This window comes from Psychroflexus sp. S27, assembly GCF_002810405.1.
GTDB lineage: Bacteria > Bacteroidota > Bacteroidia > Flavobacteriales > Flavobacteriaceae > Psychroflexus > Psychroflexus halocasei_A.
The window spans coordinates 14,167-40,091 of sequence record NZ_NEXQ01000023.1 but is presented as its reverse complement, the minus strand read 5'-3'; the positions used below and the strand labels follow the sequence as shown (position 1 = coordinate 40,091).

Sequence of the window (25,925 nt, the reverse complement as noted above, 5' to 3'; positions counted from 1 at the left end):
TTTGGAGTCACTGCTAAGTCATAAATTTTCAGCTTTCTGCATCGTATTTACATGTTTACTCTTTGGTACAACAGAAACTTTTGGTCAAACGGAACAAGACAGCACCAAAACAGGTTATAGTTTTGGACAGATCTTTATGGATGATCCATCAAGTATTGCAAAAAAATACAAATACGATCCAATTTTAGACAAATATATTTACACCGAAAAAATAGGCGAAGTCAGTATTAAATATCCGCTGGTTTTAACGCGTGAAGAATACCATGATTTAATCATGGAGCAGCAGCTCAAAGCTTACTTCAAACAAAAGTCTGATGCCGCTAGCGGTAGAAATGAAGAAAATCAGAAGAATTTAATTCCGATTTTTTATGTCAATAATTCTTTCTTTCAAAGTGTCTTTGGAGGTAACAGAATTGAGGTAATCCCAAGAGGTTCTGTCGCAATTGATTTAGGAATTCTTTATTCAAAACAAGACAACCCTTCTATATCGCCTAGAAATCAAAGCAATGTCACTTTTGATTTTGATCAACGCATCAGCGTTGGGCTTCAAGCCTTTGTTGGTGAACGATTGACTGTAAACGCGGAATACGACACAGAATCAACTTTTGATTTTCAAAACCAAATCAAACTTGAATACACTCCAACAGAAGATGATATCGTTCGTAAAATTGAAGTTGGTAACGTTAATATGCCAATTAATAGTTCTTTGATTGAAGGTGCTCAAAGTTTGTTTGGTGTAAAAACAGAACTTCAGTTTGGTAAAACAACAATTACTGGTGTTTTCTCTGAGCTTAACTCGGAGCGTCAAAGCGTTCAAGTCGAAGGCGGTGCAACGGTTAGAGATTTTGATAAATTCATTTTAGATTATGATGAGAATAGACACTTCTTCTTATCACAATACTTCCGTGATCAATATGATGATGCTTTGAAAAATTATCCATTTGTCAACAGTAAATTTCAAATCACAAGAGTTCAGGTTTGGGTGACAAATAGATCAAACAATTCAAATGATTATTCGAATGCCAGAAGCATTGTCGCTTTGCAAGATGTTGGAGAATCAGACCCTGAAAAATTAGGTTTATTTATCGATAACCAAGGAAATCAAACCGCTCCCCCTGTTCCTAACTTCATCAATAATCCAAACGCAAGACCGCATAACACAAATAACGATTTTAACCCTTTTGGCATTAGTTCTGGAAACTCTATTTTAACGGATGCCATTCGAGATATTTCAACTGTCAACCAAGGTTTTGGTGCTGCTAATTCTGCTGTTTCCGAAGGTCGTGACTATGCTGTTTTAGAAAACGCAAGAGAATTAAGACAAAATGAATACACGCTTTACCCTCAACTCGGTTATATTTCTTTAAACCAACGTTTATCAAACGACGAGATTTTAGGTATCGCTTTTGAATATAAAACAACAGATGGTAAAGTTTTTCAAGTTGGTGAGTTTGCAAATGGCGGACCAGATGCAACTGAAACCACTGAAAATCCTAATGTTCCTGGTGAACAAATCGCTCAAAATCAAAATTTAGTTGTTAAGCTTCTTAAAAGTCCAATTACAAATGTGAACGAACCTGTTTGGGATTTGATGATGAAAAACTTTTATTATTTAGGGACAAATCAATTAGAAGAAGATGGCTTTAGGTTTAATATTTTATACAAAGATCCTGAACCGGTTAACTTTATTGAAGCTGCGCCAAACTCATCTGTTCCTTTGCCATCTGATGTTGAAGATGAAAATTTATTAAAGGTCTTTCAGTTAGATCGATTAAATGCTAACAATGACCCAATTAGTGGAGGTGATGGTTTTTTTGATTTCGTACCAGGAATTACGATTGATCCAGATAAAGGCTTAATTAAATTTACACAAGTTGAACCTTTTGGTGAATATCTTTTTGAAAAGTTAGACAATTCACCAAACACAGGAAGTGAAGATTATAGCGATCCTGTGACTTATAACGACAACCAAAAGAAATATGTTTTTAGAAGTTTATATAAAACAACTAAAACACAAGCAAAACAAGAAGGCACTGATAAAAATAAATTCCAATTAAAAGGACGTTATAAATCCTCAGGTGCTAACGGCATCCCGATCGGTTCATTTAACGTTCCGCGAGGTTCTGTTAAAGTGACTGCGGGCGGAAGAGAATTACAAGAAGGTGTTGATTATACTGTTGATTACGAGTTGAGCCGTGTGAATATTCTTGATGAAGCCTTACTCGCTTCCAACACACCTATTAATATTTCAACTGAAAACAATGCTGTCTTTGGAAGACAAACAAAAAGATTTACAGGAATTGACGTTCAACACAGATTTAGTGATGATTTACAATTTGGCGCAACATTTTTAAATTTAAGTGAAAAACCAATCACTCAAAAATCAGATTATAATTCAGAAGCGATAAACAACTCCATCTACGGATTTAATTTAAAATACGACACTGAAGTTCCTTTCTTTACTAGGCTTGTTAATAAGCTTCCTAACATTGATACAGATGTTGAGTCTAGATTTTCTTTTAGAGGAGAATTTGCTTACCTCAAACCTGGCTCACCAAAAGCAAGTGAATTTGGAGGAGAAGCAACTTCATATATCGACGATTTCGAAGGATCTCAAACTTCAATTTCAGTACTTAATCCAGATTCATGGAGTTTATCAAGTATTCCTGTTGGATTTAGAGGTCCAAATGATGTTAACGGCACTTACGATGTCAATGATGATATTAGCATCAACAATTACAGAGCAAAATTAAATTGGTACACTATTGATCCGATTTTCTACAGCTCTCAAAGACCAAGCGGACTAACGGATCAAGATTTATCACAATATTACTCAAGACGAATTTTGATCAATGAACTATTCCCAAACACAGATTTAGTGCCTGGTCAAATTCAAACAATTTACTCTTTGGATTTATCTTACGATCCAAATGAGCGCGGGATGTATAATTACAATCCAGCTGCTGCTAACGATAACCAATTGCCGAATGCCAAGCAGAATTTCGGTGGAATTATGCGGGGTTTACAAACAACAGATTTTGAACGCGCTAATGTTGAATTTGTTGAGTTTTGGGTAATGGATCCGTTTATTTATGATGATAATGTCACAAATAATGGCGGTAAAGTTGTTCTTAACTTTGGTAGTATTTCTGAAGATATTTTAAAAGATGGTCGCAAGCAATTTGAAAATGGCTTACCAGAAGACGGTGGCTTATCAAACACCTTAACAACCAACTTTGGTAAAGTTCCAAGTAATCAATCTTTGGTTTACGCCTTTGACACTGAAGGACAACAAAGAGCCAATCAAGATGTTGGTTTAGATGGACTGAATAACGCCCAAGAAGCTGAAAAATTCCCCGCTTTTGCAGGTTTTGAAGATCCTTCAAATGATGATTATATCTACTACCTTAATTCTGAAGGTGGCATCCTCGATCGCTATGCGAAATATAACGGCTTGGAAGGCAACAATCCTGTTGATGTTTCTGAAAACAACAGAGGAAATTCATCTTTCCCTGATGTAGAAGATGTTAACAGAGACAACACGATGAACACGATAGATAGCTATTTCGAATATGAAGTTCCTATTTATCCTAACATGAGTGTTCAAAACAATACAAGCTCAAGTGCAGGCATTGATCGTGATTATATTACCGACGTTAGAGAAACCAATGTAACTTTAGAAAATGGGAACCAAATGCCAGTCCGTTGGGTACAATTTAGAGTCCCATTAAAAACTGATTCCAAATATTCAGTCGGCGGCATATCTGATTTAAGATCAATCCGTTTTATGCGTTTGTTTATGACAGATTTTGAAGAACAGACAATTTTAAGATTTGGTAGTTTGGACTTGGTGAGAGGTGATTATTTAACCTACAACCAACCTATCAGACCTGATGGTAATGATCCAGAAACAAGTACAACAACACAATTTAGCTCAGAATCTGTTTCTGAAGAAACAACTTCATCTTATGTGACTCCTCCTGGTGTTTACCGTGAAGAATTAGTCAACAACAACACAACAGTTAGAGAAGATGAAAAGTCAATTTCTTTAAATGTCAAAAACTTAGAGACTAAGGATTCTCGAGGTGTATACAAGAATTATCAAATTGATATGCGTCAGTACAAAAAGCTTGAAATGTTTTTACATGCTGAATCATATCCTGCTCCAAACCCGCAATTACAAGATGATGAAATGGTCGCTTTCATCAGGATGGGAATCGATTTCACAGATAATTATTATCAAATTGAAGTTCCTTTAAAAGTGAGCTCGCCAGGTGATTTAACGCCAAGAGGCGTTTGGCCAGCCGAAAATGATTTAGAACTGAGTTTAGACGTTTTACAACGTATAAAGTCATTAGTCCTTAATGATGATAATTATAGTAGCCTTGACCTGAATTATTTCACTGAAGAACTATCTCCGGCGCCAAGTAGCTTACCAGGCGAAATGCGAATTGGTATTAAAGGAAATCCGAGTTTTGGTAATGTCAGAGTGATGATGTTAGGTTTAACAAACAGTTCTAATCAAAATATTTCAGGTAAAGTTTGGTTTAATGAAATGCGCTTATCTGGTTTAAAAAATGAAGGTGGCTGGGCTGCTGTTGCGAATATGGACACCAATTTTGCTGACTTTGCTAACATTTCAGCAACTGGTCGAAGAAGTACGTCAGGCTTTGGCGGTATCGAAGATGGTCCAAACCAACGTAGTCAAGAAGATATGCAACAATATGATGTTGTAACAGGTATTAATGTTGGTCAACTTCTTCCTCAAGATTGGGGTGTTCGTATTCCGTTTTCATACAGTCGAGGTGAAGAATTAATCACACCTAAATATGATCCAGTTTATGATGATCTAGAACTTGATAATATTCTAGACACAGCACCAGACAGTGAAACCAGAGACCAAATCAAAGAACGTGCGGAAACATATACACGCCGCCAAAGTGTAAGTGTTATTGGCTTAAGGAAGGATAGAGTTGGTCAAGAAGAAAGTACGCCAATGCCTTACGATATTGAAAACTTTGCTTTCTCAGGAACTTATAATCAAATTGATCATAGAGATTTTGAAATAGAAAAATCAAAAGATCAATCCCTGAATGTTGGCTTAACTTACGAATATCAAGTTGAACCATATAAAGTTGAGCCTTTTAAAAATATTGAATTATTAAAAAGTCCGTATTTTGATTTATTAACAGATTTCAATATCAATTTATTACCAACATCACTTTCTGCAAGCTCAACTTTTAACAGGCAGTATAACGAAATGAAATTGAGAAATCTCAACTTGCCTCCAGGAAGCATAGGGACGCCAAAATTATATCAGCGTAATTATTTCTATGACTGGGAATACAGTATTGAACATAAATTAACTGATGCTTTAAATTTTAATTTCAATTCTTCAACAAATAGAATTGTTAGAAATTATATTGACGAAAATAACAATCAAGATAATTCAGTTGGCATTTGGGATGATTTTATCAACTTCGGCGAACCAAACAGACATTATCAGCGTTTACAAGTTAATTACACTTTACCTTTAGAAAAACTTCCTTTTTTAAGCTTCTTAAAAGCGCAGTATTCATATTCAGGAGATTTTATGTGGGAAAAAGGATCTGAAGTTTTAAGAAATCTTGAAGACATTCCAGATTTAGGAAACACCGTTCAAAACTCTGCTCAGCACAACATCAATGCAAACTTGACGATGAGCAGATTTTATAACTACATCGGCTTAACTAAGAAACGAGCAAATAGCCAGGCCAACAATGCAAGACAGCAAATGAACAGAAGAAGAGGCGGCTCTGATCTTGCAGCTCAAACGCTACAAAAAGAAGAAGCGCCTTCAGGAAACTCAAGTGAATTATCAACAGGTGACAAAGCATTAAATACCTTAATAGGAATTGTAACAGCACTTGACCGCGTGCAAGTTAATTACTCAAACACAAAAGGAATCTTTTTACCAGGTTACCTTAACAGCATAGGTTTTGGAGGAACTTTAAAACCTTCTGCAGCTTTCACATTTGGTGGGCAAAGCGACATCAGAGAACGCGCTGCACGCAAAGGCTGGCTAACAATGTATCAAGACTTTAATGAGGAATATACACGAACAAAAAACACACAGTTAGATATACAGGCAGGCATCAAACTTTTACCAGGATTAACATTAGACTTAACTGCAAACCGTATGTATTCTGATACCTATGCGGAAAATTACAATATTGATCAACTGACAGGTGAGTATAGATCTGTAACGCCAAATACGTTTGGTAACTTCAACATTTCTACAAATATGATCAAGACAGCTTTTAAAGAAAGCTCAAGAGATCAATCACAAACTTTTGAAGATTTTAGAAGTAATAGACTTGTCATTGCAAATCGTTTAGCTTCAAATGCTGGCATCAATATCAATGATCCATCAAATATTGACGAAAACGGTTATCCAAAAGGCTTTGGGCGCTCAAGTCAAGATGTGTTGTTACCTGCGTTCCTTGCTGCATATACTGGAAAAGACGCAGGAAGTGTAAAACTTGGAGCTTTTAGAGATACGCCTCTACCAAATTGGAATTTGAAATACTCAGGCTTAATGCGTCTGAACTGGTTCAAAGAAAGGTTTACTAGGTTTTCATTACAACATGCTTACTCATCATCTTACACGATCAATCAATTTCAAAGTAACTTGAACTTTAACAGAATTGATCCTTACGGGCAATTTAATAAAAATCAAAAAGGAAATTTCAACAGTGAATACATCATTTCAAACATCAACTTAATAGAAGAATTTACACCTTTATTAAAGGTCGATTTTGAAATGAAAAACTCAGTTAGTATTTTAGCTGAATATCGAAAAGACAGAGCTTTATCATTGAGTTTTAATAACAGCCTTTTAACAGAAATGTTAGGGGAAGAGTATATCTTTGGGGTTGGTTATCGCATCAAAGATTTGAAGATTGTAACTCAATTTGAAGGTAACAGACGCGTTTTAAGCAGTGATTTAAAATTAAACGCAAATCTATCTTTAAGAAAAAATGAAACAATCATCAGATCATTAGATGTTGTAAATAACAGAACGACTGCAGGACAAGACATTTGGTCAATAGATTTTGAAGCAGAATATGCTTTCACCAAAAACTTAACTGCGATTTTCTTTTATGATCATATCTTTTCGAAAAATGCGATCTCCACAATTTATCCACAAACAACGATTAGAAGTGGATTTACATTGAGATACAACTTTGGAAACTAATAATTAAACAAATATAAAGATGAAATTACCTGAAGATTTAAAATACACAAAAGACCACGAATGGGTCAAGATTGAAGGTGACGTAGCAACAATAGGCATAACGGATTTCGCTCAAAGCGAACTAGGTGACATTGTCTATGTAGAAGTTGAAACAGTAGACGAAGAGCTTGATAAAGAAGAAGTATTTGGAACTGTAGAAGCTGTTAAAACTGTTTCTGACTTATTTTTACCATTTGATGGCGAAATCATTGAATTCAATGAAGAGCTTGAAGATGAACCAGAATTAGTCAACGAAGATCCTTATGGCAAAGGTTGGATGATTAAGGCTAAAATAAAAGATACTGAACAACTTAATGACCTTATCGATGCAGCAGCTTACAAAGCTCATATCGAATAAGTGGCTAAGTCTATGCTTGTTGATTCTGATAGCAAGTGCAATTCCTGCTCTATCACTTATTAATATTAGTGATTTACCTAAGCTAAAAGTCAAATCAGCAGATAAACTTTATCATCTCATTGCCTATGCCTCATTGAGCTTTAGTGTGGCACTGCATTATAGAAATTACAAAGAAAAAAATATATCGTTAAAAGATTTTAGCGGTATATTTTTTTTAACAATACTTTTTGGCATTGTTATTGAAGTCCTTCAAGAGAGCTTGACTACCTATAGAACTTTTGATTATTTTGACATTCTAGCAAATACTTTAGGATCATTTATCGGTCTTGTTATTACAAGTGCTTTGTTACAATTTTTAAAAATTAATAAGTAAAGTCATTGATAGTCTTTTGAAAATTTATACTTTAGTAATCTTTAAAAATTAATTATGGAACCTAAAAAGAATCCAAAAAAAGATTTGAATAAAAAGAGCTTTCTTTTTTTTCAAATTGGTCTTGCGCTTATGCTTGGGTTAACTTTGTTCCTTATCGAATGGAAAACATACGATAAAGAGCAAATCGACACAGGTAAAGTTAATTTGGACATGCTTGAAGAAGAAGATGTCCCTATTACTGATATTAAAGCCCCACCTCCGCCACCACCACCACCGCCGCCGCCAGCACCCGAAGTTATTGAGGTTGTTGACAACGAAGAAGATGTTGAAGAGGTCGTGATTGAATCAACAGATACTGACCAAGACGAAATTGTTGAGGTTGAAGAAGTTGAAGAGGTTGAAGAAGAAATCGGAGATGTATCTTTTGCTGTTATTGAAAATGTACCGATTTTCCCTGGCTGTGAGAAATACACGACCAATGAAGAACGCAAGAAATGTATGAGTAAAAAGATTTCTGAGTTTGTTGGTAAAGAATTCGACACTGGCCTTGGTGAAGACTTAGGTTTAAGTGGAGTTAATAGAGTTTACGTACAATTTAAAATCAGTAAATCTGGTGAAATTGTTGATGTAAGAGCGCGTAACCCTCACCCAAGATTACAACGAGAAGGTGAGCGTGTTATTAATAAATTACCTAAAATGAAACCTGGTGAGCAACGAGGTCAAAAAGTAGGTGTTCTTTACTCGCTTCCTATTACTTTCCAAATTAGAGATTAAACTCTTATATTATAAAAATATTAAAGCTCGAATCAGTTGATTCGAGCTTTTTTTATGCATCATAAATTCAACTCGCAAATAACTGCTAAAATTAGCTTTTTGCTATCTTTGCCACCTAATCGTTCAATTTTATGAAGTCTCACTCCTTCCTGATTTTATTTTTGTTATTAAGTTTTACTGTTAAGGCACAATCTGAATTAGAAACTTACCCTGTTTTTGAAGAATGTAAAAACTCAGAACAACAGAATAATTGTTTTAAAAGTCAACTTATTAATCATCTTGCAGAAAGCTATAATCATCCAGATTCTTTGGATGAATCTGAAAGTGTTGCCAGAGTTTTATTTGAAGTTGATACAATTGGAAAGTTTAATGTGATTTACATCAACGCGATAGATCAAAAAATCAAGAGTGAAATACAAAAAAGCTTTGACTCATTACCAAAAATAAAACCTGCAACTTATAACGGTGAAGCGCGTTTTATTAGATTCACGATTCCTCTTTCTATTCCAATTTATAATACGGAGGAGATTAATATAAATGAGACTAAAATTTTAGAGGAAAAGAAAAAAAATCCACTTCAAGAAGAATATGATCAACTGAAAAATCAACAGTTTAATGACGACCAATTCAACAGTTATCTCAATATCCCTTTATCTCATGAGGTTTATAATCGTTTTGATAAAGAATTAAACCGAATTGGCACAAACACGCATACATCATCAAAACCTTATTCTTACAAAGACATCGAACCTTATTATAATTTTGAAAAAGAAGTCAATGATTTAAGGTTTGACAAAAAAACATGGCTCGGTAAAAAGTTTTTTAACGAAGATTTAGTCACAATTAAAGGAGAAGATTATTGGTTAACTTTTAATATTGCCGCAGATCTTCAATTAGGAAAAGACACAGAATCTGATGAGAGCTATACTTATAATAACACAAGAGCTGCATACATACAAGGACAATTAGGCAAGAAATTTAATTTCTTTACAGCAATTTACGAAAGTCAAGCAAGATTTGCTGACTATTACAATGCTTATGCCGAATCGATAAAACCTGTTGGCGGAAACCCAGCAACCATTCCTTCAAGAGGGATCGCTAAAAGATTTAATGAAAACGCTTACGATTATCCAATCGCTGAAGGCTATATCAGTTATAAACCTAGCAAGTATTTCAAACTTCAATTAGGTCATGGTCAAAATTTTATAGGTGACGGACATAGATCACTTTTCATAAGTGATAATGCCAGTATTCATCCATATTTTAAAATAGAAACAAATATTTGGAAACTTAAATACACAAATACTTGGAGATCATTGAGAGATACAAGAGATGAGGTCACTGATAATGGATCATACCGAACAAAATACATGGCGACACACCATCTCAGTTACAACATTACAAAAAGGTTAAATATCGGACTGTTTGAATCTGTTATTTGGCAAAATGATAATGACAGAGGCTTTGATTTCAACTACATCAATCCTGTCATATTTTATCACATGATTGAATTTTCAACAGGATCTAAAGGCGGAAACGCTTTAATAGGTCTAAGTTATAAGTATAAATGGACTGATAACATTAATTCTTATGGTCAGTTAATAATTGACGAGTTTGCGACAAGTGATATTTTTGGAGGACAAAATAGCTGGAGAAATAAACTAGGTTTCCAACTCGGAGTTAAATACTTTGACGCCTTTAAAGTCAAAGATTTAAATTTACAACTTGAGTATAATGAAGTTAGGCCTTACACTTATTCTCATTACACAGGCGTTTTAAACTACGGCCATAATGGTCAATCATTAGCCCATCAATGGGGCGCTAATTTTAGAGAGTTTATTGCAATTGCAAGATATCGAAAAGACCGTTGGTTTGGTCATGCAAAATTCATTGCAGGGACAAGAGGTTTAGAAAAAAACGATGATCTTGATCCTTTTTATGGAGGTAATATTTATGGAAATGAGCGTGACAGAATTAAGGATAATAACATTAAAATTGGGTACGGCAATAAAGTCAAACAATTGTTTGGTGAACTTGAAGTTGGCTACTTAATCAATCCAAAAACAAACCTTAAGCTTTACACACGCATTATTCATAGAAGTTTTAAACCAGAAGAAACAACCGCAACGGTGTTTGAAGACAACACAACTTGGTTTAATTTTGGGTTTAGAACAGACTTGTTCAATTGGTATTATAATTACTAAACAACATCATCAGCATTCTACTTTGAACATCAGATAATATTAACTTTCGTCAAAGTTCAAAATCTGTTTTTTTCGCTGTATCTTTGCACAAAAATACAAAAAGTTGTCTAAATCCACAGCTGAAAATTATACGACTCCAAGCATTTTTGATGATTTTAAATCGCTCACAAAAGTCAGACTTGCATTAAGCGTTGTTTTTTCATCCATTGCAGGTTATCTGCTTGGCGTTGAACATATTGATTATTTCCACATCCTATTGCTAGCTATTGGAGGCTACGCTATGGTTGGTGCGTCTAATACTTTCAATCAAATTATTGAAAAAGATTTAGATGCTAAAATGCAACGAACACAAAATCGACCTATTCCATCTGGGAGAGTTTCAAAGCAAAATGCATTTATACTCGCCTCAGTTATGACGATTTTAGGTGTTTACCTCCTATTCATCATCAATCCGATTACGGCGATGTTTGGTGCCATATCAATATTTCTTTACACAAGTGTTTACACACCATTAAAGACCTTAACGCCATTATCAGTTTTTGCAGGAGCCCTACCAGGCGCAATACCATTTATGTTAGGTTGGGTTGCAGCAAGCGGAGAGTTTGGCATAGAACCAGGAATTTTATTTATGATTCAGTTTTTTTGGCAATTCCCTCATTTCTGGGCTTTAGGCTGGTGGCTATATGATGATTATAAAAAAGGTGGCTTCTTTATGCTTCCAACAGGGAAACGTGATAAAGGAACGGCTATCCAGATTATTCTTTACACAATCTGGACAATTATCGCTTCGTTAATTCCTGTTCTTCAAATTACTGGAGACTTTATGATTTCTCCTATTTCAGCAATAATAATTTTAGCTTTAGGCATTTTTATGCTTTACAGAGCTATTCAACTTTATAAAACACGTGAAACAAAAGCTGCAAAAGCATTGATGCTAGCGAGTGTTTCATACATTTCTTTTATTCAAATTGTTTACGTTTTAGATAAATATATTAGACTATGGGTATAGATAATACAAGTAAAGCTCGTGCGAGAAAAATGATGCTTTGGTTTGGCATCATCAGTATGGTGATGATGTTTGCAGGCTTAACAAGCTCTTATGTGGTTAGTAAAACTCGCCCAGATTGGTTAACAGATTATGATTTACCTTCTGTGTTTTTATACAGTACAATTGCAATTGTCATCAGTAGTTTTACATTTCACTTTGCAAAAAAACAAATTTTAAACGGCAATAGACAGGCAGCAAACATCTTAATGATCGCAACTTTCATATTGGGAAGCTTGTTTGTGATTATGCAATTTATGGGATTTGATGAAATCATCAAAGATGGTTTCCGTTTTACAGGTGGCGCTAGTAATGTTCGCGTTTCATTTGTTTATATCATTATTGTCACACACTTGGTTCACCTCTTTGCAGGCTTAATTGTTCTGCTGGTTGTAATTTATAATCATTTTAGAAAGAAGTACTCAAAAGGAAACATGTTAGGCTTCAGTCTAGGCTTAACTTTTTGGCATTTTGTGGACATTTTGTGGATATATCTCTTTTTGTTTTTATATTTCTTTAAATAAATAGATTTTTGTCTATTTTTGCAGACAACAAACATCTTATTATATGGAATCTACTACTGTTGCACAAACAGGAACTGAAGGTAAGGCTTGGGGTGGCGGCACACCTCCTTTAAAAGCAAGCTATGGAAAGTTGATGATGTGGTTTTTCATCCTCTCAGATGCATTAACCTTTACAGGCTTCTTATCTGGTTACGGTTTGTCTCGTTTCAAATTTATTGAAGAATGGCCAATTGCCGATGAAGTGTTTAATCACTTCCCTTTCTTACACGGTGTTGATGCGCCGATGTATTATGTCGCATTAATGACGTTTATACTTATTTTCTCTTCTGTTACAATGGTTTTAGCCGTTGATGCTGGACACCACATGAACAAGAAAAAAGTAACGACTTATATGGCATTAACCATATTAGGTGGTTTAATTTTCTTAGGCTCACAAGCTTGGGAATGGAAAAACTTTATCAGTGGAACTTACGGAGCTATTGAAACAAAATCTGGTCAAATATTACAGTTTGTTAACAGTGATGGACATCAAATAGCCATTGCAGATTTTGCAAAAGCTTCTGAGAGAAGTGAGGCTGTACATGAAGGAAGTAACGGAATTTGGTATGCTTCTGGTAATGACCAACCAAGTTACACTTTAGATGAAATCAAAGCTGGTTTCACTGATCATACTGATATTTCTATCAGAACAATGCAGATTAACGAAAACGGCGAAAAAACAATACTTGACCGTGCTGAGGCAGAAAAATACCTAAGCGAAAGAGCCGTAAGAGTTGTTGAAGGCGCAAACCTGACACGCAATGAATACGGACCACCTCTGTTTGCAGATTTCTTTTTCTTCATTACAGGCTTTCACGGTTTCCACGTTTCAATTGGTATTATGCTACTCATTGTCACATTCTTTAATGTATTGGTTGGAACTTACGAAAAAAGAGGTTCTTATGAAATGGTAGAAAAAGTAGGACTCTACTGGCACTTTGTCGACTTAGTTTGGGTCTTTGTCTTTACATTCTTCTACCTCGTTTAATATTATAAATTAATTATCATGTCAGCAGAAACTACGACTACTGAAAATAAAAAGAAAAGCTCTGGAGCTATCAAGAGAATTTGGCAAGTATTTGTCATCCTTTCTGTCTTAACGATTGTAGAGGTTGTTTTAGGTATTATAAAACCAGACTTTTTAGTAAATACTGATATTATCAATATGCACTTGCTTAACTGGATTTTTATTATCCTCACAGTTTTTAAAGCATACTATATTACATGGGCATTTATGCACATGGAGCATGAAACGTCAGGGTTAAGAAGATCTGTTGTTTGGACGGGCGTATTTTTAATCTCATACCTTATCGCGATTCTATTAATTGAAGGATATTATATTTATGATGTCTTCGAGAATGGTTTCGTAACTTGGGACTTCTAAATCTAAATAAAGGTTAAAAACTCATAGAAAAGGCGGTTGATATCAACCGTCTTTTCTATTTTTGTAAAAAATTTATAATGGACAAAAAGAAAATTGTTCTGATCATACTTTTTGTGCTTCCTATTACAGCTTACATGTTTTTCTCAAGTGCTGTTAATGAATTTGCACGACTTCCTATACTTAAAAAAGATCTTGATATTTCAAACACAATCAAATCTGATTCTGTCAACTTAAAGGATAAAATAACTTTATTAACTTTCTTTGGCCACGATTTTGAAACAACAAAGGTTTACGCCTTTAATATGAAGGAGAAAATCTACGATAAAAATCATGAGTTTAAAGATTTTCAGGTTGTCACTGTCATCAGCTCAGATCAAGAAAAATACATCGATCAATTTAAGTATGAAATCAATTCGACTTCATCTGATGCAAAATTCTGGAAATTCGTCAGTCTGACTGATACAGAAATCAAATCAGTTTTTGAAAAACTTGGAAGTGAAATTGAATTAAGCGATAAACTTTCTTCAGATCATTGCTTTATCATTGATAAAAACATCAACCTAAGAGGTCGCTTGAAAGATGAAGATGAAGGCTTAAAATACGCCTATGACATGAGTAATATTGCAGAAGTGAATGACAAACTTAACGATGATGTCAAAGTGCTTTTAGCTGAATATAGACTCGAATTAAAAAAATATAAAGAAGAACAAAAAGAAGATTAATCAAATGAAAAAGTATTCTTACGTTGGCATATCGCTCGTTGTACTCATTTTCGGAATTTGGGTTGTTAACGAATACAACTCAAGAAATGAAAGTGAGGAGTTGGGCTATATCATTGTAAATGGAGAAAAAAAGAAAGTTCCAAATTTTGAACTTATCAATCAAGACAAAGAGACAATAACGAATGCGGATTATAAAGACAAAGTTTATGTCATCGAGTTTTTCTTTGTTAACTGCCCTTCAATCTGCCCTGTGATGACATCTAATCTTGTTGAAGTTCAAAACGAATTTTATGGTAACATGGATTTTGGGATTGCTTCAATCACCATAAATCCTGAATTTGACACACCGGAAATTCTCAAAGAATATGCGGAAGAGTATAAAATCAAACATGCCAACTGGCATTTACTCACTGGTGATCAAAATGAAATTTACAATTTATCCAATAAAGGCTTTAATATTTACGCTGCTGAAGATGAAAATGCGCCAGGCGGTTTTGAACATTCTGGATACTTCGCACTTGTCGATCAAGAAGGATATATTCGCTCTAGACATGACCAATTTGGCAATCCAATTATTTTCTACAGAGGATCAGTTCCGCATGACGAACAAAACCCTTTAGAAGGTGAAGAACCACAAATTGATATTCTTATCAAAGACATCAAATCACTTTTAGAATGAAAACAAACATTTCAAAGTTTGACAAGTACGCGGTTCCGACAATTATCACGTTGTCTATCTTAGTTCCTATTATTGTACTTGTGTTGATGTACCTTCCTGAACGTTCAAATTTATTGGGCGTCGATGTTGGTACATTTCCTTTTTTCCATGCAATTATTAATGCATTGACTGCGCTTCTTTTAATCATCGGCTATCGCATGATTTTAAAACAAAAAAGAAAGCAACATCAGTTCTTTATGATGACGGCATTTGCACTTTCAGTTGTCTTCTTAGTAAGCTATGTTATTTCAAAAATCAGTAATGATCCGGTTCCTTATGGTGGCGAAGGTTTGCTAAAAGGAATTTATTTCTTTATCTTAATAACACATATCATCTTGTCGGCGATTATTGTTCCATTGGTTTTGTTTACAATATATCGTGCGATAAGTGGTAACTTTGAAAAACATAAAAAAATAGCTCGCTGGACATTTCCTATTTGGCTTTATGTTGCTATCACTGGAGTCTTGGTTTATCTTTTTATGTATCCATATTATTAAAAATTTAAAAATGATGAAAACGAATTTTTTAAAAATAATCTTTAGCGTCATTTTACTATTACTCTTTGTTAATGTAGCTGACGCACAATGCTCAATGTGTCGTGCCGTTTTAGAATCTGACACAGATCAAAGCGCTGCTAAAGGCATTAATAACGGAATCGTTTATTTAATGGCTTTCCCATATTTACTTGTTGGCGGTGTTTTTTATGCTGTTTATAGAAGTCGTCGTCAGAAAAAACAAGAAGCTGAATAACTCTCTTTCCCATGAAAAAAGTATTTTATTTATCAACTTGTGACACGTGTAAACGCATTATGAATGATCTCGATCTTCCTGAAGATATGCTTATTCAAGATTTAAAGAAAGAGCCTATTTCTTTAGATGATCTTTCACATTTAAGAAACTTCACAGCATCTTATGAAGATCTTCTCAACAAAAGAGCTAGAATTTATAAGGAACTAAACCTCAAAAATAAATCACTTTCAGAAGAGGAACTTAAAGAACTGATTGCTGAGCATTACACTTTACTGAAGCGTCCAGTTTTTATAGACGGAGATCATATTTTTATTGGCAATGCTAAAAAAACAAAAGACGAGCTGAAAAAATATTTCAACTCGTCTGATTATTAATATTATAAGACTGAAAGCTTAGGCAGTTTCTAAATCAACAGGCCGTTGCTGATACTTTCTTGTATCTTCTTTAGTTAACTTCGTAAAATCATCTGTTTTTTCCATTTCGGAAATCATGTTCAACATGTTTTCAGGCAAAGTTGTTATACTTCTCGACTTCATGTTAATCCATGAACCAAGCATGATTGCACGAGCACAATTTTTACCATTTTGGTTATAAAAGTTATGTTCAAACTGAAAAAAGCGACCATCATCAGATAAACCTTTCAAGGCAGTGCTCACTTTTAATGAATCATCTGGCATCACTTCTTTAAAGTAATAAACATGTTCATAAAAAACAACAGGTCCAAGGTTATGTTTAATTAATGATTGATGCGTAAATCCATTTTCTGTCAAGAAATCCATTCTTGCATGGCTCATCATATTCTGATAAGCAGAATTTGCCAAATGACGGTTCGCATCAATATCACTCCATCTGACTTCAAAATCTTTTAAATACATTTAAATCAATTTAATTATTAATATGGTGAAAGCACTCAAAATGGTGGCCATCAAAACCCCTTGTGCTTTGTGATCTTCTTTCTTTTTTATAAAAACAAAAAAAGGTAAAAAATTAAGTATAGCGCCTAAAGCGATGAGTTTGCCTATAAAACCGTCTTCATAACTAATTACCAAAGCATCTTCAATTTCATAATTTGTAAAAAAGAAAACGTATAAATACAGACCCGCCAAGTTTGCGAGCAAGCCAACTAAAAAACCAATAAGCATGTGTTTCTTACGCATCTAAATCCCATTTTTTAAGTTCTTCTAAAGCAGTATGCGCTGTCAAATCAAACTGAATAGGCACAACAGAAACATAATTATTTTCTAAAGCCTCAACATCGGTGTTTTCGCCATTATCTTGATTAACAAATTCACCTGAAAGCCAGTAATAATCGCGACCTTGTGGGTTGGAGCGTTTATCAAATTGTTCTTGCCATTTAGCCTGTGCTTGACGACAAATTTTAATGCCTTTGATATCGCTACTTTTTTTAGCAATCGGAATATTAACATTTAAAACTGTTCTTGGCGGTAAACCTTTTTCAAGAACCTCCATAGCTATACGCTTCACAAACTTAGTACTCGGTTTAAAATCGGCTTCCATACTGTAATCCAATAAAGAAAAGCCAATTGCAGGTATGCCCTCTATCCCAGCTTCAACAGCAGCACTCATGGTCCCTGAATAAATCACATTTATAGAAGCGTTTGAGCCATGGTTAATACCACTGACAAGCAGATCTGGTTGACGAACAAGGATTTGTTGCGTACCAATCTTCACACAATCAACAGGTGTTCCTGAACAACTATATTCCTCAATATCAGAATATTGATCAATCACAACAGGATCACAATATAAATTTTCACTTAAGGTAATGGCGTGTCCCATTCCGCTTTGTGGACGATCTGGCGCAACAACAACCACATCACCAATTGTATTCATTATTTGAATCAAATGACGAATTCCTGGCGCAGTAATTCCGTCATCGTTCGTTACCAAAATTAAAGGTTTTCTGCTCATAAAATTTTATTAGAAGCCCAAATTTAAACTTTCTCATTCACATAAGCGCAAATTTTAGTATCTTCAAAAGAGGTTGTTAACATTATGAAAGCTAAATATTAAAATTGAGGCGTATTTTATTTTAAAAACATACATTTGTTTTTATTACCAGAGTCAATTTCAAAAAATTATTATGAAAAAAAATTTAATCGTACTTTTTGTTATCACTATACTATCGGTCACATCATGCAGTTTTACGACTAAGAAATTCGATGCTGATTCTGATAAAGATCAAGTTCTAATTGAACTCATTTCATTCGTAGTTTCCCAAGGGCACTATGATATGAAAGATATCGATGATGAATTTTCAGCGGCTGTTTATAAAGATTTTATTAAATCTATAGACCCGATGAAGAGATATTTTACTAAAGGACAAATTTCTGAATTACAGGAATATGAAACAGAAATCGATGATGCCATCAATGAAAAAAATATAGATTTTTTCAATCATGCGCATCAGTCCTTAACAGAACAAATGCAAACTGCTGAAACTTTTTATAAAGACATCTTGAGTCAGCCTTTTGATTTTACTAAAACAGAAACGATTTCAACTGATTATGACAATATCGATTATCAATCTTCAAATAAAGAATTGAAAGAACGCTGGAGAGATCAACTGAAGTTTTCAACACTTGCAACTTATGCAGATTTGATTAAAGATGAAGAAAACAAAGTTGAAAACGAGGAAGGCTACACAATGAAAAGCAAAGATTCCCTTGAGATTGAAGCGCGTGATATCACGCGTAAATCTATGGAAAATTACTTTTCAACAATGTCTGAGCTTGAACGTAAAGATTGGTTTTCAATTTATGTCAACTCAATTGTTAGTCAGTTTGATCCTCACACAAATTACCTTGCACCACAAGATAAAGAACGTTTCGACATCTCGATGTCTGGTAAATTAGAAGGTATTGGAGCACGTTTGCAAAAGCAACGTGATGAAGTAAAAATTTTAGAAGTGATTTCTGGTGGTCCTGCATGGAAAAACGGACAACTTGAGGTCGGTGATGTTATCCAGAAAGTTAAACAAGAAGATGAAGATCAAGCTGTGACTATTACAGGAATGCGACTCGAAGATGCTGTTGATTTAATCAAAGGCCCAAAGGAAACTGTGGTCACTTTAACCGTTAAAAAGGTTGATGGAAGTTTACAAAACATCCAAATCATCAGAGATGTTGTTGAAATTGAAGAAACTTACGCAAAGTCGGCAACGACTAATAAAGATGGACGTAAATACGGTATCATCAACTTGCCGAAATTCTATTTTGATGTTAATGATTACAAACAAAGAAATGCAGCATCTGATATTAAAAAGCAAATTGAATTTTTACAGAAAGAAAATACTGAAGGTCTCATTATTGACTTAAGAAATAATGGTGGCGGATCTCTTTCTACAGTTGTTGATATCGCAGGATTTTTTATAGAAAACGGACCAGTTGTTCAAGTGCGCGACAAACAAAATGATGTTGATGTTTTAAAAGATAAAGACAAAAAAATTATTTGGGAAAAACCTTTAGTGATTCTCGTTAATGAACTTTCGGCTTCAGCTTCAGAAATTTTAGCAGCTGCTATGCAAGATTATGAAAGAGCTGTGATTATCGGAAGTAAGCAAACTTATGGAAAAGGAACTGTACAAAACGTTGTTGACCTCAACAGATGGATGAGAAGTAGTTCTTTAGGCGATATGGGTGCACTTAAAATTACAACGCAGAAATTCTACAGAATTAATGGTGGCTCAACTCAATTGAAAGGTGTTGCAAGTGATGTTGCCGTTCCTGATCGCTATTCTTATGTTGATTTAGGCGAAAGAGATTATGACAATCCAATGCCTTGGGACAAAATAGAACCTGCTGATTATAAAAAATGGAATGGTTATTCTAACTTACAAGAAGTGATTAAAGAATCTTCAAAACGTTTATTAGAGCAGGAAACAATCAAATTGATTGACGAAAACGCGCAGTGGATCAGAACACAGCGTGATGAAAAGGCTTACAGCCTAAATTACATGAAGTATCAGGAAGATGAAAAAGCTTTAGAAGAAATGTCTAAAAAGTTTGAAGCGATTTCTGATTATCAAAACAACTTGACATTTAATGCAATTGCAAGTGAAGCTAAAACCTTCAAAACAGATACAACTCTAGCTGAAAAACGCGAACGTTGGTTTGAAAATTTAACCCACGATGTTTACATCGAGGAAGCTGTCACAGTCTTAAGTCAATTAAAAACAAAAGACAAAGCAGGCTACAGTTTAAAAGCACGCAAAAACTAAAGCTTTAACCTTGTTTTCAAAAAACTCACAAACATATTTAGCGCTCCAGAAGTTTAAAAAAAACACCTGGGGCGTTTTCAGTTTTTTCTATGTGATCTTTTGCATTTTGGTGGCTTTATTTGCTTATGTGATCTCGCCTGATAATTCTAAAAATGCAAACCAAATGGCTTTGAGTATTCATTCAAAACCACCAGGTTTTAAAGTTGATGGTTTTTATAAAAAATCCTTAACTGAAGAAAGCACATTATGGTTTTTATCTGGAAAAACTAAAGTGAATCAATTCACACCAGTTCAGCATTCAGAAGTCAAAAATGATACATTGTATTATAATGATTATGCTGTTGAGCAAACTGACTTTGATAAACACGTTGCGCTTAAAGATTTAAAGTCGAAAGATGAAAAATACATCAGTTCTAAAACATTTACCTTAGGAACGGATAAATATGGGCGAGATCTGCTCAGTCGAATGATTATCGGAATTCGTATCTCACTTTCCATCGGGTTTGTGGCCGTTTTCATTTCATTAGTCATCGGAATTGCATTAGGAGCAATCGCTGGCTATTTTGGTGGAAAAATAGATCAGGCCATCATGTGGCTTATCAACGTGACTTGGTCCATCCCTACTCTGCTTCTGGTTATCGCTATTACGTTGGTTTTAGGCAAAGGCTTTTGGCAAGTTTTTATCGCCGTTGGTTTAACCATGTGGATTGAAGTTGCACGTGTTGTGCGCGGTCAGTTTATCAGTATTAAAAACGAGCAATATGTCACCGCAGCCAAAACGCTTGGCATTCCTGATCGAAGTATTATGATGAAGCATATATTACCCAATGCTATTGCACCCGTTATTGTTATTTCAGCAGCAAATTTTGCAGCAGCTATCCTTATAGAAAGTGGCTTGAGTTTCTTAGGAATTGGCGCTCAACCTCCTATCCCAAGTTGGGGAGCGATGATTAAAAACCATTACAGCTATATTATTGTTGGCAAAGCTTACCTTGCTATTATCCCTGGATTGGGTATTATGAGCCTCGTGATGGCTTTTATGCTGATCGGAAATGCTTTGCGTGATGCTTTTGACGTTAAAAGCTAAACTTTCCTTTATTTATCGACACTTTGGAACGATTTTGGATGATTCAACAAAAACAACAATAATGCCTCGATTTTTTATACTAAGTATCCTTTTTTTAGGATTGACGCTAAGTTCATGCGGTGATGATAAACCAAGTAAACGCTATGTTTCAGACTCCTCAGGAAACATCAATCAGCTTTCAGTGATTATTGATAATGACAACTGGAATGGCGAATTAGGTGAATTGATTCGTGATTACTTTGCTGCAGACTACAAAGGCTTACCTCAACAAGAACCACATTTTACATTAAAGCAAATTCCACCAAGTATTTTCACAGGTTTTGCACGTAAAAACAGATTGTTTATCAAAGTAGAACAAACAGAAAAACCAATGCTTACGAAAGTGGTTGATAGTTTTGCTAAGCCACAAATCGGTTATGTGATCAGTGCGCAAAAGAAAAGTGATTTTAAAAAATTACTTGAAGAAAATAGCCCGAAAATTATTAAAGAATTCCAGCAAACTGAAATCAAAGAACGCCAAAGACGAATCAAGAAATCAAGTTTAGATGCCTCAACTATTCAAAAAGAATTTGGTATCACAATGGATTTACCGACTGCCTATCGTTATGCTAAAACAGAGGACAACTTTATTTGGCTGCGAAAAGATATCAAACATGGCGGCATGGAAGTTCTCGCTTATGAAGTTCCTAAAGAAACAATCAAAGCAAATGATTCTATTCTTGAAAATATAATCAAAATGCGAGATTCAATCGGTCAAAAATATATTCCTGGTCCAACAGAATCTAGCCATATGTCAACAGAAAAAGCTTATGCGCCTTATTTATTTGAAACAAAAATCGATGGTCACTTCGCTTATGAAATCAAAGGCACATGGGAAGTGAAAGGCTTTTTTATGGGTGGACCATTTCTCACTTACGCTGTCGAACTTGAAGACAAATTCTTAATTTTAGAAGGTTTTGTTTTTAAACCTTCTGCTTCAAAACGAAATCAAATGATTGAAATTGAAGCCATCTTAAGATCTGCTAAATTCAAAAAATAAATATTAATTATTGCGCTTCAACGGCTTCTTTTTTAAGAGGCTTCAGAAGTGCATAAGCTCTTTTGACATCTTTCACATTCATGCTTTTAAGCAATAAGCGTAAACCTTGTCGTGTTTCCTTTTCCTTTAAGGCAAAATGATTTGGCTGAGATTGCACATATTGTAAAACTTCTCTGAATCTCTTTGTTTGATAAAAATCTGACTGCTGATCTGCGATAAAATAACCTATCATTTGCTCTTTCTTCAGGACCAATTTCTCTAAGCCCATACTTGCAGCAATCCATTTTAATCGCACAGAATCTAATAAATCTTGGGTTTGTACAGGTAAATCTCCAAAACGATCTATCAATTCATCTTCAAAAGATTTGAGATCGTCTTCACTGCTTAACTCATTCAGTTTAGTATAAAGGCTTAACCGCTCTTTCACTGAATTGATATAATCATCAGGGAAAAGAATTTCAAAGTCGGTGTCGATCTGTGCATCTTTAACAAAAACGCGATTCTCATCCTTAATTTCATCTTCATAAAGATCTTTAAACTCATTTTCTTTGAGCTCCTCAATGGCTTCGTTGAGGATTTTCTGATAAGTATCAAAACCAATATCAGAAATAAAACCACTTTGTTCACCACCTAATAAATCTCCTGCGCCACGTATTTCTAAATCTTTCATGGCGATATTAAATCCACTTCCTAATTCAGAAAACTGCTCTAAAGCTGTGATACGTTTTCGTGCATCTGGCGTCATCACTGAAGGTGGCGGTGTGATTAAATAACAAAACGCTTTTTTGTTGCTTCGCCCCACACGTCCGCGCATCTGGTGTAAATCAGAAAGTCCAAAATTATTAGCATCATTAATCAAAATTGTGTTGGCGTTGGTGACATCCAATCCGCTCTCTATAATGGTTGTCGCCACCAAGACGTCAAACTCATTATTCATAAATGATAACATGAGTTTTTCTAACTTCTTACCTTCCATTTGACCGTGACCTATCCCAATTTTTGCATCAGGCACTAAACGCTGAATTAAGCCAGCCACTTCTTTAATATTTTCAATACGATTATTGATAAAGAAAACTTGCCCGCCACGTTGTATTTCATAAGCAACCGCATCACGAATGGTTTCTTCACTAAAACGCACCACTTGTGTTTCAATTGGGTAACGGTTTGGAGGCGGTGTTTTAATTGTTGACAAATCTCGCGCAGCCATCAAACTAAATTGCAAAGTCCTTGGAATTGGCGTCGCTGTTAAGGTTAATGTATCAACATTTTCTTTAATGGTTTTTAATTTATCTTTGACAGAAACACCAAATTTTTGTTCCTCATCAATAATAAGCAAACCTAAATCTTTAAACTGAACTGATTTATTCACCAATTGATGTGTTCCGATAACAATATCAATTTGGCCGTTACTCAATTCTTCTAATACGCGAGTTCGCTCTTTTGCAGTTCGGAAACGGTTGAGATAGTCAACAGTGACAGGCAAATCTTGTAAACGCTCAGCAAAAGTTTTGTGGTGCTGGAATGCTAGTATTGTTGTTGGCACCAGAATAGCCACTTGTTTTCCATTATCAACAGCCTTAAAAGCAGCACGGATAGCAACTTCTGTTTTTCCAAAACCAACATCACCACAAACCAATCTATCCATCGGTTGTAAACCTTCCATATCTTTCTTGACATCAGCCGTTGCTGATTCCTGATCTGGTGTATCTTCATAAATAAATGAAGCTTCTAACTCATGTTGTAAATATGAATCTGGCCCGTATTGAAAACCTTCTTGCACTCTACGTTTCGCATAAAGCTGAATCAAATCAAAAGCAATTTTCTTGACTTTTGTTTTGGTTTTCTTTTTCAGACTTTTCCAAGCTTTACTTCCTAGCTTATAGATTTTCGGCATTTTGCCGTCCTTCCCGTTGTATTTTGAAATTTTATGAAGCGAATGAATACTTAAATATAAAATATCTCTATCGCCATAAACCAGTTTAATTGCTTCTTGGGTTTTTCCTTCAACATCAATTTTCTGCAAACCTCCAAACTGCCCTATTCCATGATCGATATGTGTGACATAATCACCAACTTCAAGACTGGTTAACTCTTTTAAAGTTAAAGCCTGCTTTTTAGCATAGCCATTCTTTAAATGAAACTTATGATACCTATCAAAAACCTGATGATCTGTATAACACAAAATCTTGCTGCTTTCATCAATAAAACCATCATGTAGAGGAATCACTTTGGTTTGATACTTTAAGTCAGCATCTATTTCTGATAAAATATCTTTAAACCTTTTGCTTTGTTGCTGTGTTGAGCAACAGATATAATTGGTAAAACCAGCTTTAGCATGCGCATTTAAATCTTCAACTAATAAATCAAATTTTTTATTAAATGAAGGCTGTGGTTTTGTATTAAAATGAAAGATTTCAGAGTTTTTAAAACTCGCTTGCCCTGCTAATTCAACAACAGCATAATCTAATAATTGCTCCTTAAAAATTGAAGCATTACAAAATAATTCAGCTGGTTCAGCATGTTTAACTTCTGAAGTTAAAGCCGAAAAAGCTTTTTCTGATTTCTTAAAAAGATCATCGAGTTTTGCGTAAAGCAAGTCTGTATTTTTGATGAAAACTTTAGAATGGTTCGAAATATAATTAAGGAAACTCTGTCTTTTTTCATCCAAACCTTTAATCTCAACATTTGGCATGATGGAGATCTTCTTATGCTGAGCTGTTGACAACTGTGTTTCAACATCGAAACTACGAATACTCTCAACATCGTCACCAAAAAACTCAATTCTATAAGGTTCATCGTGACTGAAGGAAAAGACATCAATAATACCACCTCTCACAGAAAATTCGCCGGGTTCAGTGACAAAGTCAACACGTTTAAATTTATATTCAAACAAAACTTCATTCACAAAATCAATCGAAAGTTCATCATCAATTTTTATTTTTAAAATGCTTTTATTGAGTTCAGACTTTGTGACCACTTTTTCAAAAAGCGCTTCAGGATAAGTCACAATGATCGATGGTTTCTGGCGTGAATTAATGCGATTTAGCACCTCAGCTCTGAGTAAAACATTTGCATTATCCGTCTCTTCAATTTGATAAGGTCGTCGATAACTACTTGGGTAAAACAAAACATCTTTTCCACCCAAAAGCGCTTCAAGATCGTTAAGGTGATAAGCTGCTTCCTCTTTATCATTAAAAATCAATAAAAAAGGTGCATCGCTCTCTTGAAAAACTGAAGCAATAAAAAGAGAAACCGCTGAGCCAACAAGCGACTCTACTTTAAATTTTGAATTTTGAGATGTCTCTTTTTGAAAAACATTTAGAAACTCAGTAACATCGGTAGACTTAGAAAAACTCGAAAAAATAGGATTTTGACTCATGAGCGCAAAGGTA

Annotated in this window: 21 protein-coding genes; 17 read left to right on the top strand and 4 right to left on the bottom strand. The window is 34.7% G+C overall.

Annotated elements, in window-relative coordinates:
* Nucleotide 1: 1 nt before the first annotated feature.
* The 14 genes from sprA (at nucleotide 2) to CAP47_RS06490 (ending at nucleotide 16,541) form a co-directional block, all read left to right on the top strand.
* On the top strand, nucleotides 2-7,237 hold the full coding sequence (sprA, locus tag CAP47_RS06555; RefSeq protein WP_238140984.1) for a cell surface protein SprA: 7,236 nt from the start codon (nucleotides 2-4) through the stop codon (nucleotides 7,235-7,237).
* Between the two features lie 19 nt (nucleotides 7,238-7,256).
* Entirely contained in the window at nucleotides 7,257-7,634 is a 378-nt protein-coding gene (gene gcvH / locus CAP47_RS06550; protein WP_093244787.1) for a glycine cleavage system protein GcvH, read from the top strand.
* Between the two features lie 19 nt (nucleotides 7,635-7,653).
* Entirely contained in the window at nucleotides 7,654-8,007 is a 354-nt protein-coding gene (locus CAP47_RS06545) for a VanZ family protein (RefSeq protein ID WP_238140982.1), read from the top strand.
* A 54-nt stretch (nucleotides 8,008-8,061) separates the two neighbouring features.
* Nucleotides 8,062-8,781: an energy transducer TonB gene (locus tag CAP47_RS06540; RefSeq protein WP_100775908.1), complete on the top strand. Its 720-nt coding sequence runs from the start codon at nucleotides 8,062-8,064 to the stop codon at nucleotides 8,779-8,781.
* A gap of 131 nt (nucleotides 8,782-8,912) precedes the next feature.
* On the top strand, nucleotides 8,913-10,985 hold the full coding sequence (locus CAP47_RS06535) for a gliding motility protein RemB (protein ID WP_100775907.1): 2,073 nt from the start codon (nucleotides 8,913-8,915) through the stop codon (nucleotides 10,983-10,985).
* Between the two features lie 103 nt (nucleotides 10,986-11,088).
* Nucleotides 11,089-11,994 carry a heme o synthase gene (cyoE, locus tag CAP47_RS06530; protein ID WP_100775906.1) on the top strand — a complete coding sequence of 302 codons (906 nt, stop codon included), beginning with the start codon at nucleotides 11,089-11,091 and terminating at the stop codon, nucleotides 11,992-11,994.
* Nucleotides 11,985-12,554, top strand: coding sequence for a heme-copper oxidase subunit III (locus CAP47_RS06525; protein WP_100775905.1), 570 nt, complete (start codon nucleotides 11,985-11,987; stop codon nucleotides 12,552-12,554). The genes cyoE and CAP47_RS06525 overlap by 10 nt, the downstream gene beginning before the upstream one ends.
* Before the next feature lie 43 nt (nucleotides 12,555-12,597).
* Entirely contained in the window at nucleotides 12,598-13,581 is a 984-nt protein-coding gene (locus CAP47_RS06520) for a cytochrome c oxidase subunit 3 (RefSeq protein ID WP_100775904.1), read from the top strand.
* 18 nt (nucleotides 13,582-13,599) lie between these two features.
* Nucleotides 13,600-13,977: a cytochrome C oxidase subunit IV family protein gene (locus tag CAP47_RS06515; protein WP_100775903.1), complete on the top strand. Its 378-nt coding sequence runs from the start codon at nucleotides 13,600-13,602 to the stop codon at nucleotides 13,975-13,977.
* A gap of 77 nt (nucleotides 13,978-14,054) precedes the next feature.
* Nucleotides 14,055-14,699: a hypothetical protein gene (locus CAP47_RS06510; RefSeq protein WP_100775902.1), complete on the top strand. Its 645-nt coding sequence runs from the start codon at nucleotides 14,055-14,057 to the stop codon at nucleotides 14,697-14,699.
* Nucleotides 14,700-14,703: 4 nt separating this feature from the next.
* Complete coding sequence (locus CAP47_RS06505) at nucleotides 14,704-15,378, top strand: SCO family protein (protein WP_100775901.1); 675 nt, start codon at nucleotides 14,704-14,706, stop codon at nucleotides 15,376-15,378.
* Nucleotides 15,375-15,914: a DUF420 domain-containing protein gene (locus CAP47_RS06500; protein WP_100775900.1), complete on the top strand. Its 540-nt coding sequence runs from the start codon at nucleotides 15,375-15,377 to the stop codon at nucleotides 15,912-15,914. The genes CAP47_RS06505 and CAP47_RS06500 overlap by 4 nt, the downstream gene beginning before the upstream one ends.
* A gap of 13 nt (nucleotides 15,915-15,927) precedes the next feature.
* Nucleotides 15,928-16,167 (top strand): hypothetical protein, encoded by a 240-nt coding sequence (locus tag CAP47_RS06495; RefSeq protein ID WP_100776100.1) that lies wholly within the window; start codon nucleotides 15,928-15,930, stop codon nucleotides 16,165-16,167.
* An 11-nt stretch (nucleotides 16,168-16,178) separates the two neighbouring features.
* On the top strand, nucleotides 16,179-16,541 hold the full coding sequence (locus CAP47_RS06490; RefSeq protein ID WP_100775899.1) for an arsenate reductase family protein: 363 nt from the start codon (nucleotides 16,179-16,181) through the stop codon (nucleotides 16,539-16,541).
* A gap of 18 nt (nucleotides 16,542-16,559) precedes the next feature.
* Here CAP47_RS06490 and CAP47_RS06485 read toward each other — a convergent pair whose 3' ends face one another.
* Genes CAP47_RS06485 through surE form a run of 3 tightly spaced genes read right to left on the bottom strand, consistent with a single transcriptional unit; the run spans nucleotide 16,560 to nucleotide 18,099 of the window.
* Nucleotides 16,560-17,042 carry an acyl-CoA thioesterase gene (locus CAP47_RS06485; RefSeq protein ID WP_100775898.1) on the bottom strand — a complete coding sequence of 161 codons (483 nt, stop codon included), beginning with the start codon at nucleotides 17,040-17,042 and terminating at the stop codon, nucleotides 16,560-16,562.
* Nucleotides 17,043-17,324: a hypothetical protein gene (locus CAP47_RS06480; protein ID WP_100775897.1), complete on the bottom strand. Its 282-nt coding sequence runs from the start codon at nucleotides 17,322-17,324 to the stop codon at nucleotides 17,043-17,045. It lies immediately after the preceding gene.
* A complete protein-coding gene (gene surE, locus CAP47_RS06475; RefSeq protein ID WP_100775896.1) occupies nucleotides 17,317-18,099 on the bottom strand; it encodes a 5'/3'-nucleotidase SurE in 783 nt (260 codons plus the stop codon). Before surE ends, CAP47_RS06480 begins: the two co-directional genes overlap by 8 nt.
* 172 nt (nucleotides 18,100-18,271) lie before the next feature.
* On the opposite strand from surE, the gene CAP47_RS06470 reads away from it, so the two are divergent.
* From CAP47_RS06470 to CAP47_RS06460, 3 genes are all read left to right on the top strand, one after another.
* Nucleotides 18,272-20,407, top strand: coding sequence for a carboxy terminal-processing peptidase (locus CAP47_RS06470; protein WP_100775895.1), 2,136 nt, complete (start codon nucleotides 18,272-18,274; stop codon nucleotides 20,405-20,407).
* Nucleotides 20,408-20,417: 10 nt separating this feature from the next.
* Nucleotides 20,418-21,494 (top strand): ABC transporter permease, encoded by a 1,077-nt coding sequence (locus CAP47_RS06465; protein ID WP_100775894.1) that lies wholly within the window; start codon nucleotides 20,418-20,420, stop codon nucleotides 21,492-21,494.
* Nucleotides 21,495-21,555: 61 nt separating this feature from the next.
* Nucleotides 21,556-22,533, top strand: coding sequence for a DUF4837 family protein (locus CAP47_RS06460; protein WP_100776099.1), 978 nt, complete (start codon nucleotides 21,556-21,558; stop codon nucleotides 22,531-22,533).
* 7 nt (nucleotides 22,534-22,540) lie between these two features.
* On the opposite strand, the gene mfd is transcribed toward CAP47_RS06460, so the two are convergent.
* Nucleotides 22,541-25,912, bottom strand: coding sequence for a transcription-repair coupling factor (mfd, locus tag CAP47_RS06455; protein ID WP_100775893.1), 3,372 nt, complete (start codon nucleotides 25,910-25,912; stop codon nucleotides 22,541-22,543).
* Nucleotides 25,913-25,925: the final 13 nt, after the last annotated feature.

Coding starts and splice junctions, on each gene's coding strand:
- gcvH (WP_093244787.1), top strand. CDS start 7,257: ATGAAATTACCTGAAGATTTAAAATACACAAAAGACCACGAATGGGTC.
- CAP47_RS06540 (WP_100775908.1), top strand. CDS start 8,062: ATGGAACCTAAAAAGAATCCAAAAAAAGATTTGAATAAAAAGAGCTTT.
- CAP47_RS06535 (WP_100775907.1), top strand. CDS start 8,913: ATGAAGTCTCACTCCTTCCTGATTTTATTTTTGTTATTAAGTTTTACT.
- CAP47_RS06525 (WP_100775905.1), top strand. CDS start 11,985: ATGGGTATAGATAATACAAGTAAAGCTCGTGCGAGAAAAATGATGCTT.
- CAP47_RS06520 (WP_100775904.1), top strand. CDS start 12,598: ATGGAATCTACTACTGTTGCACAAACAGGAACTGAAGGTAAGGCTTGG.
- CAP47_RS06515 (WP_100775903.1), top strand. CDS start 13,600: ATGTCAGCAGAAACTACGACTACTGAAAATAAAAAGAAAAGCTCTGGA.
- CAP47_RS06510 (WP_100775902.1), top strand. CDS start 14,055: ATGGACAAAAAGAAAATTGTTCTGATCATACTTTTTGTGCTTCCTATT.
- CAP47_RS06505 (WP_100775901.1), top strand. CDS start 14,704: ATGAAAAAGTATTCTTACGTTGGCATATCGCTCGTTGTACTCATTTTC.
- CAP47_RS06500 (WP_100775900.1), top strand. CDS start 15,375: ATGAAAACAAACATTTCAAAGTTTGACAAGTACGCGGTTCCGACAATT.
- CAP47_RS06495 (WP_100776100.1), top strand. CDS start 15,928: ATGAAAACGAATTTTTTAAAAATAATCTTTAGCGTCATTTTACTATTA.
- CAP47_RS06490 (WP_100775899.1), top strand. CDS start 16,179: ATGAAAAAAGTATTTTATTTATCAACTTGTGACACGTGTAAACGCATT.
- CAP47_RS06485 (WP_100775898.1), bottom strand. CDS start 17,042: ATGTATTTAAAAGATTTTGAAGTCAGATGGAGTGATATTGATGCGAAC.
- CAP47_RS06480 (WP_100775897.1), bottom strand. CDS start 17,324: ATGCGTAAGAAACACATGCTTATTGGTTTTTTAGTTGGCTTGCTCGCA.
- surE (WP_100775896.1), bottom strand. CDS start 18,099: ATGAGCAGAAAACCTTTAATTTTGGTAACGAACGATGACGGAATTACT.
- CAP47_RS06470 (WP_100775895.1), top strand. CDS start 18,272: ATGAAAAAAAATTTAATCGTACTTTTTGTTATCACTATACTATCGGTC.
- CAP47_RS06460 (WP_100776099.1), top strand. CDS start 21,556: ATGCCTCGATTTTTTATACTAAGTATCCTTTTTTTAGGATTGACGCTA.
- mfd (WP_100775893.1), bottom strand. CDS start 25,912: ATGAGTCAAAATCCTATTTTTTCGAGTTTTTCTAAGTCTACCGATGTT.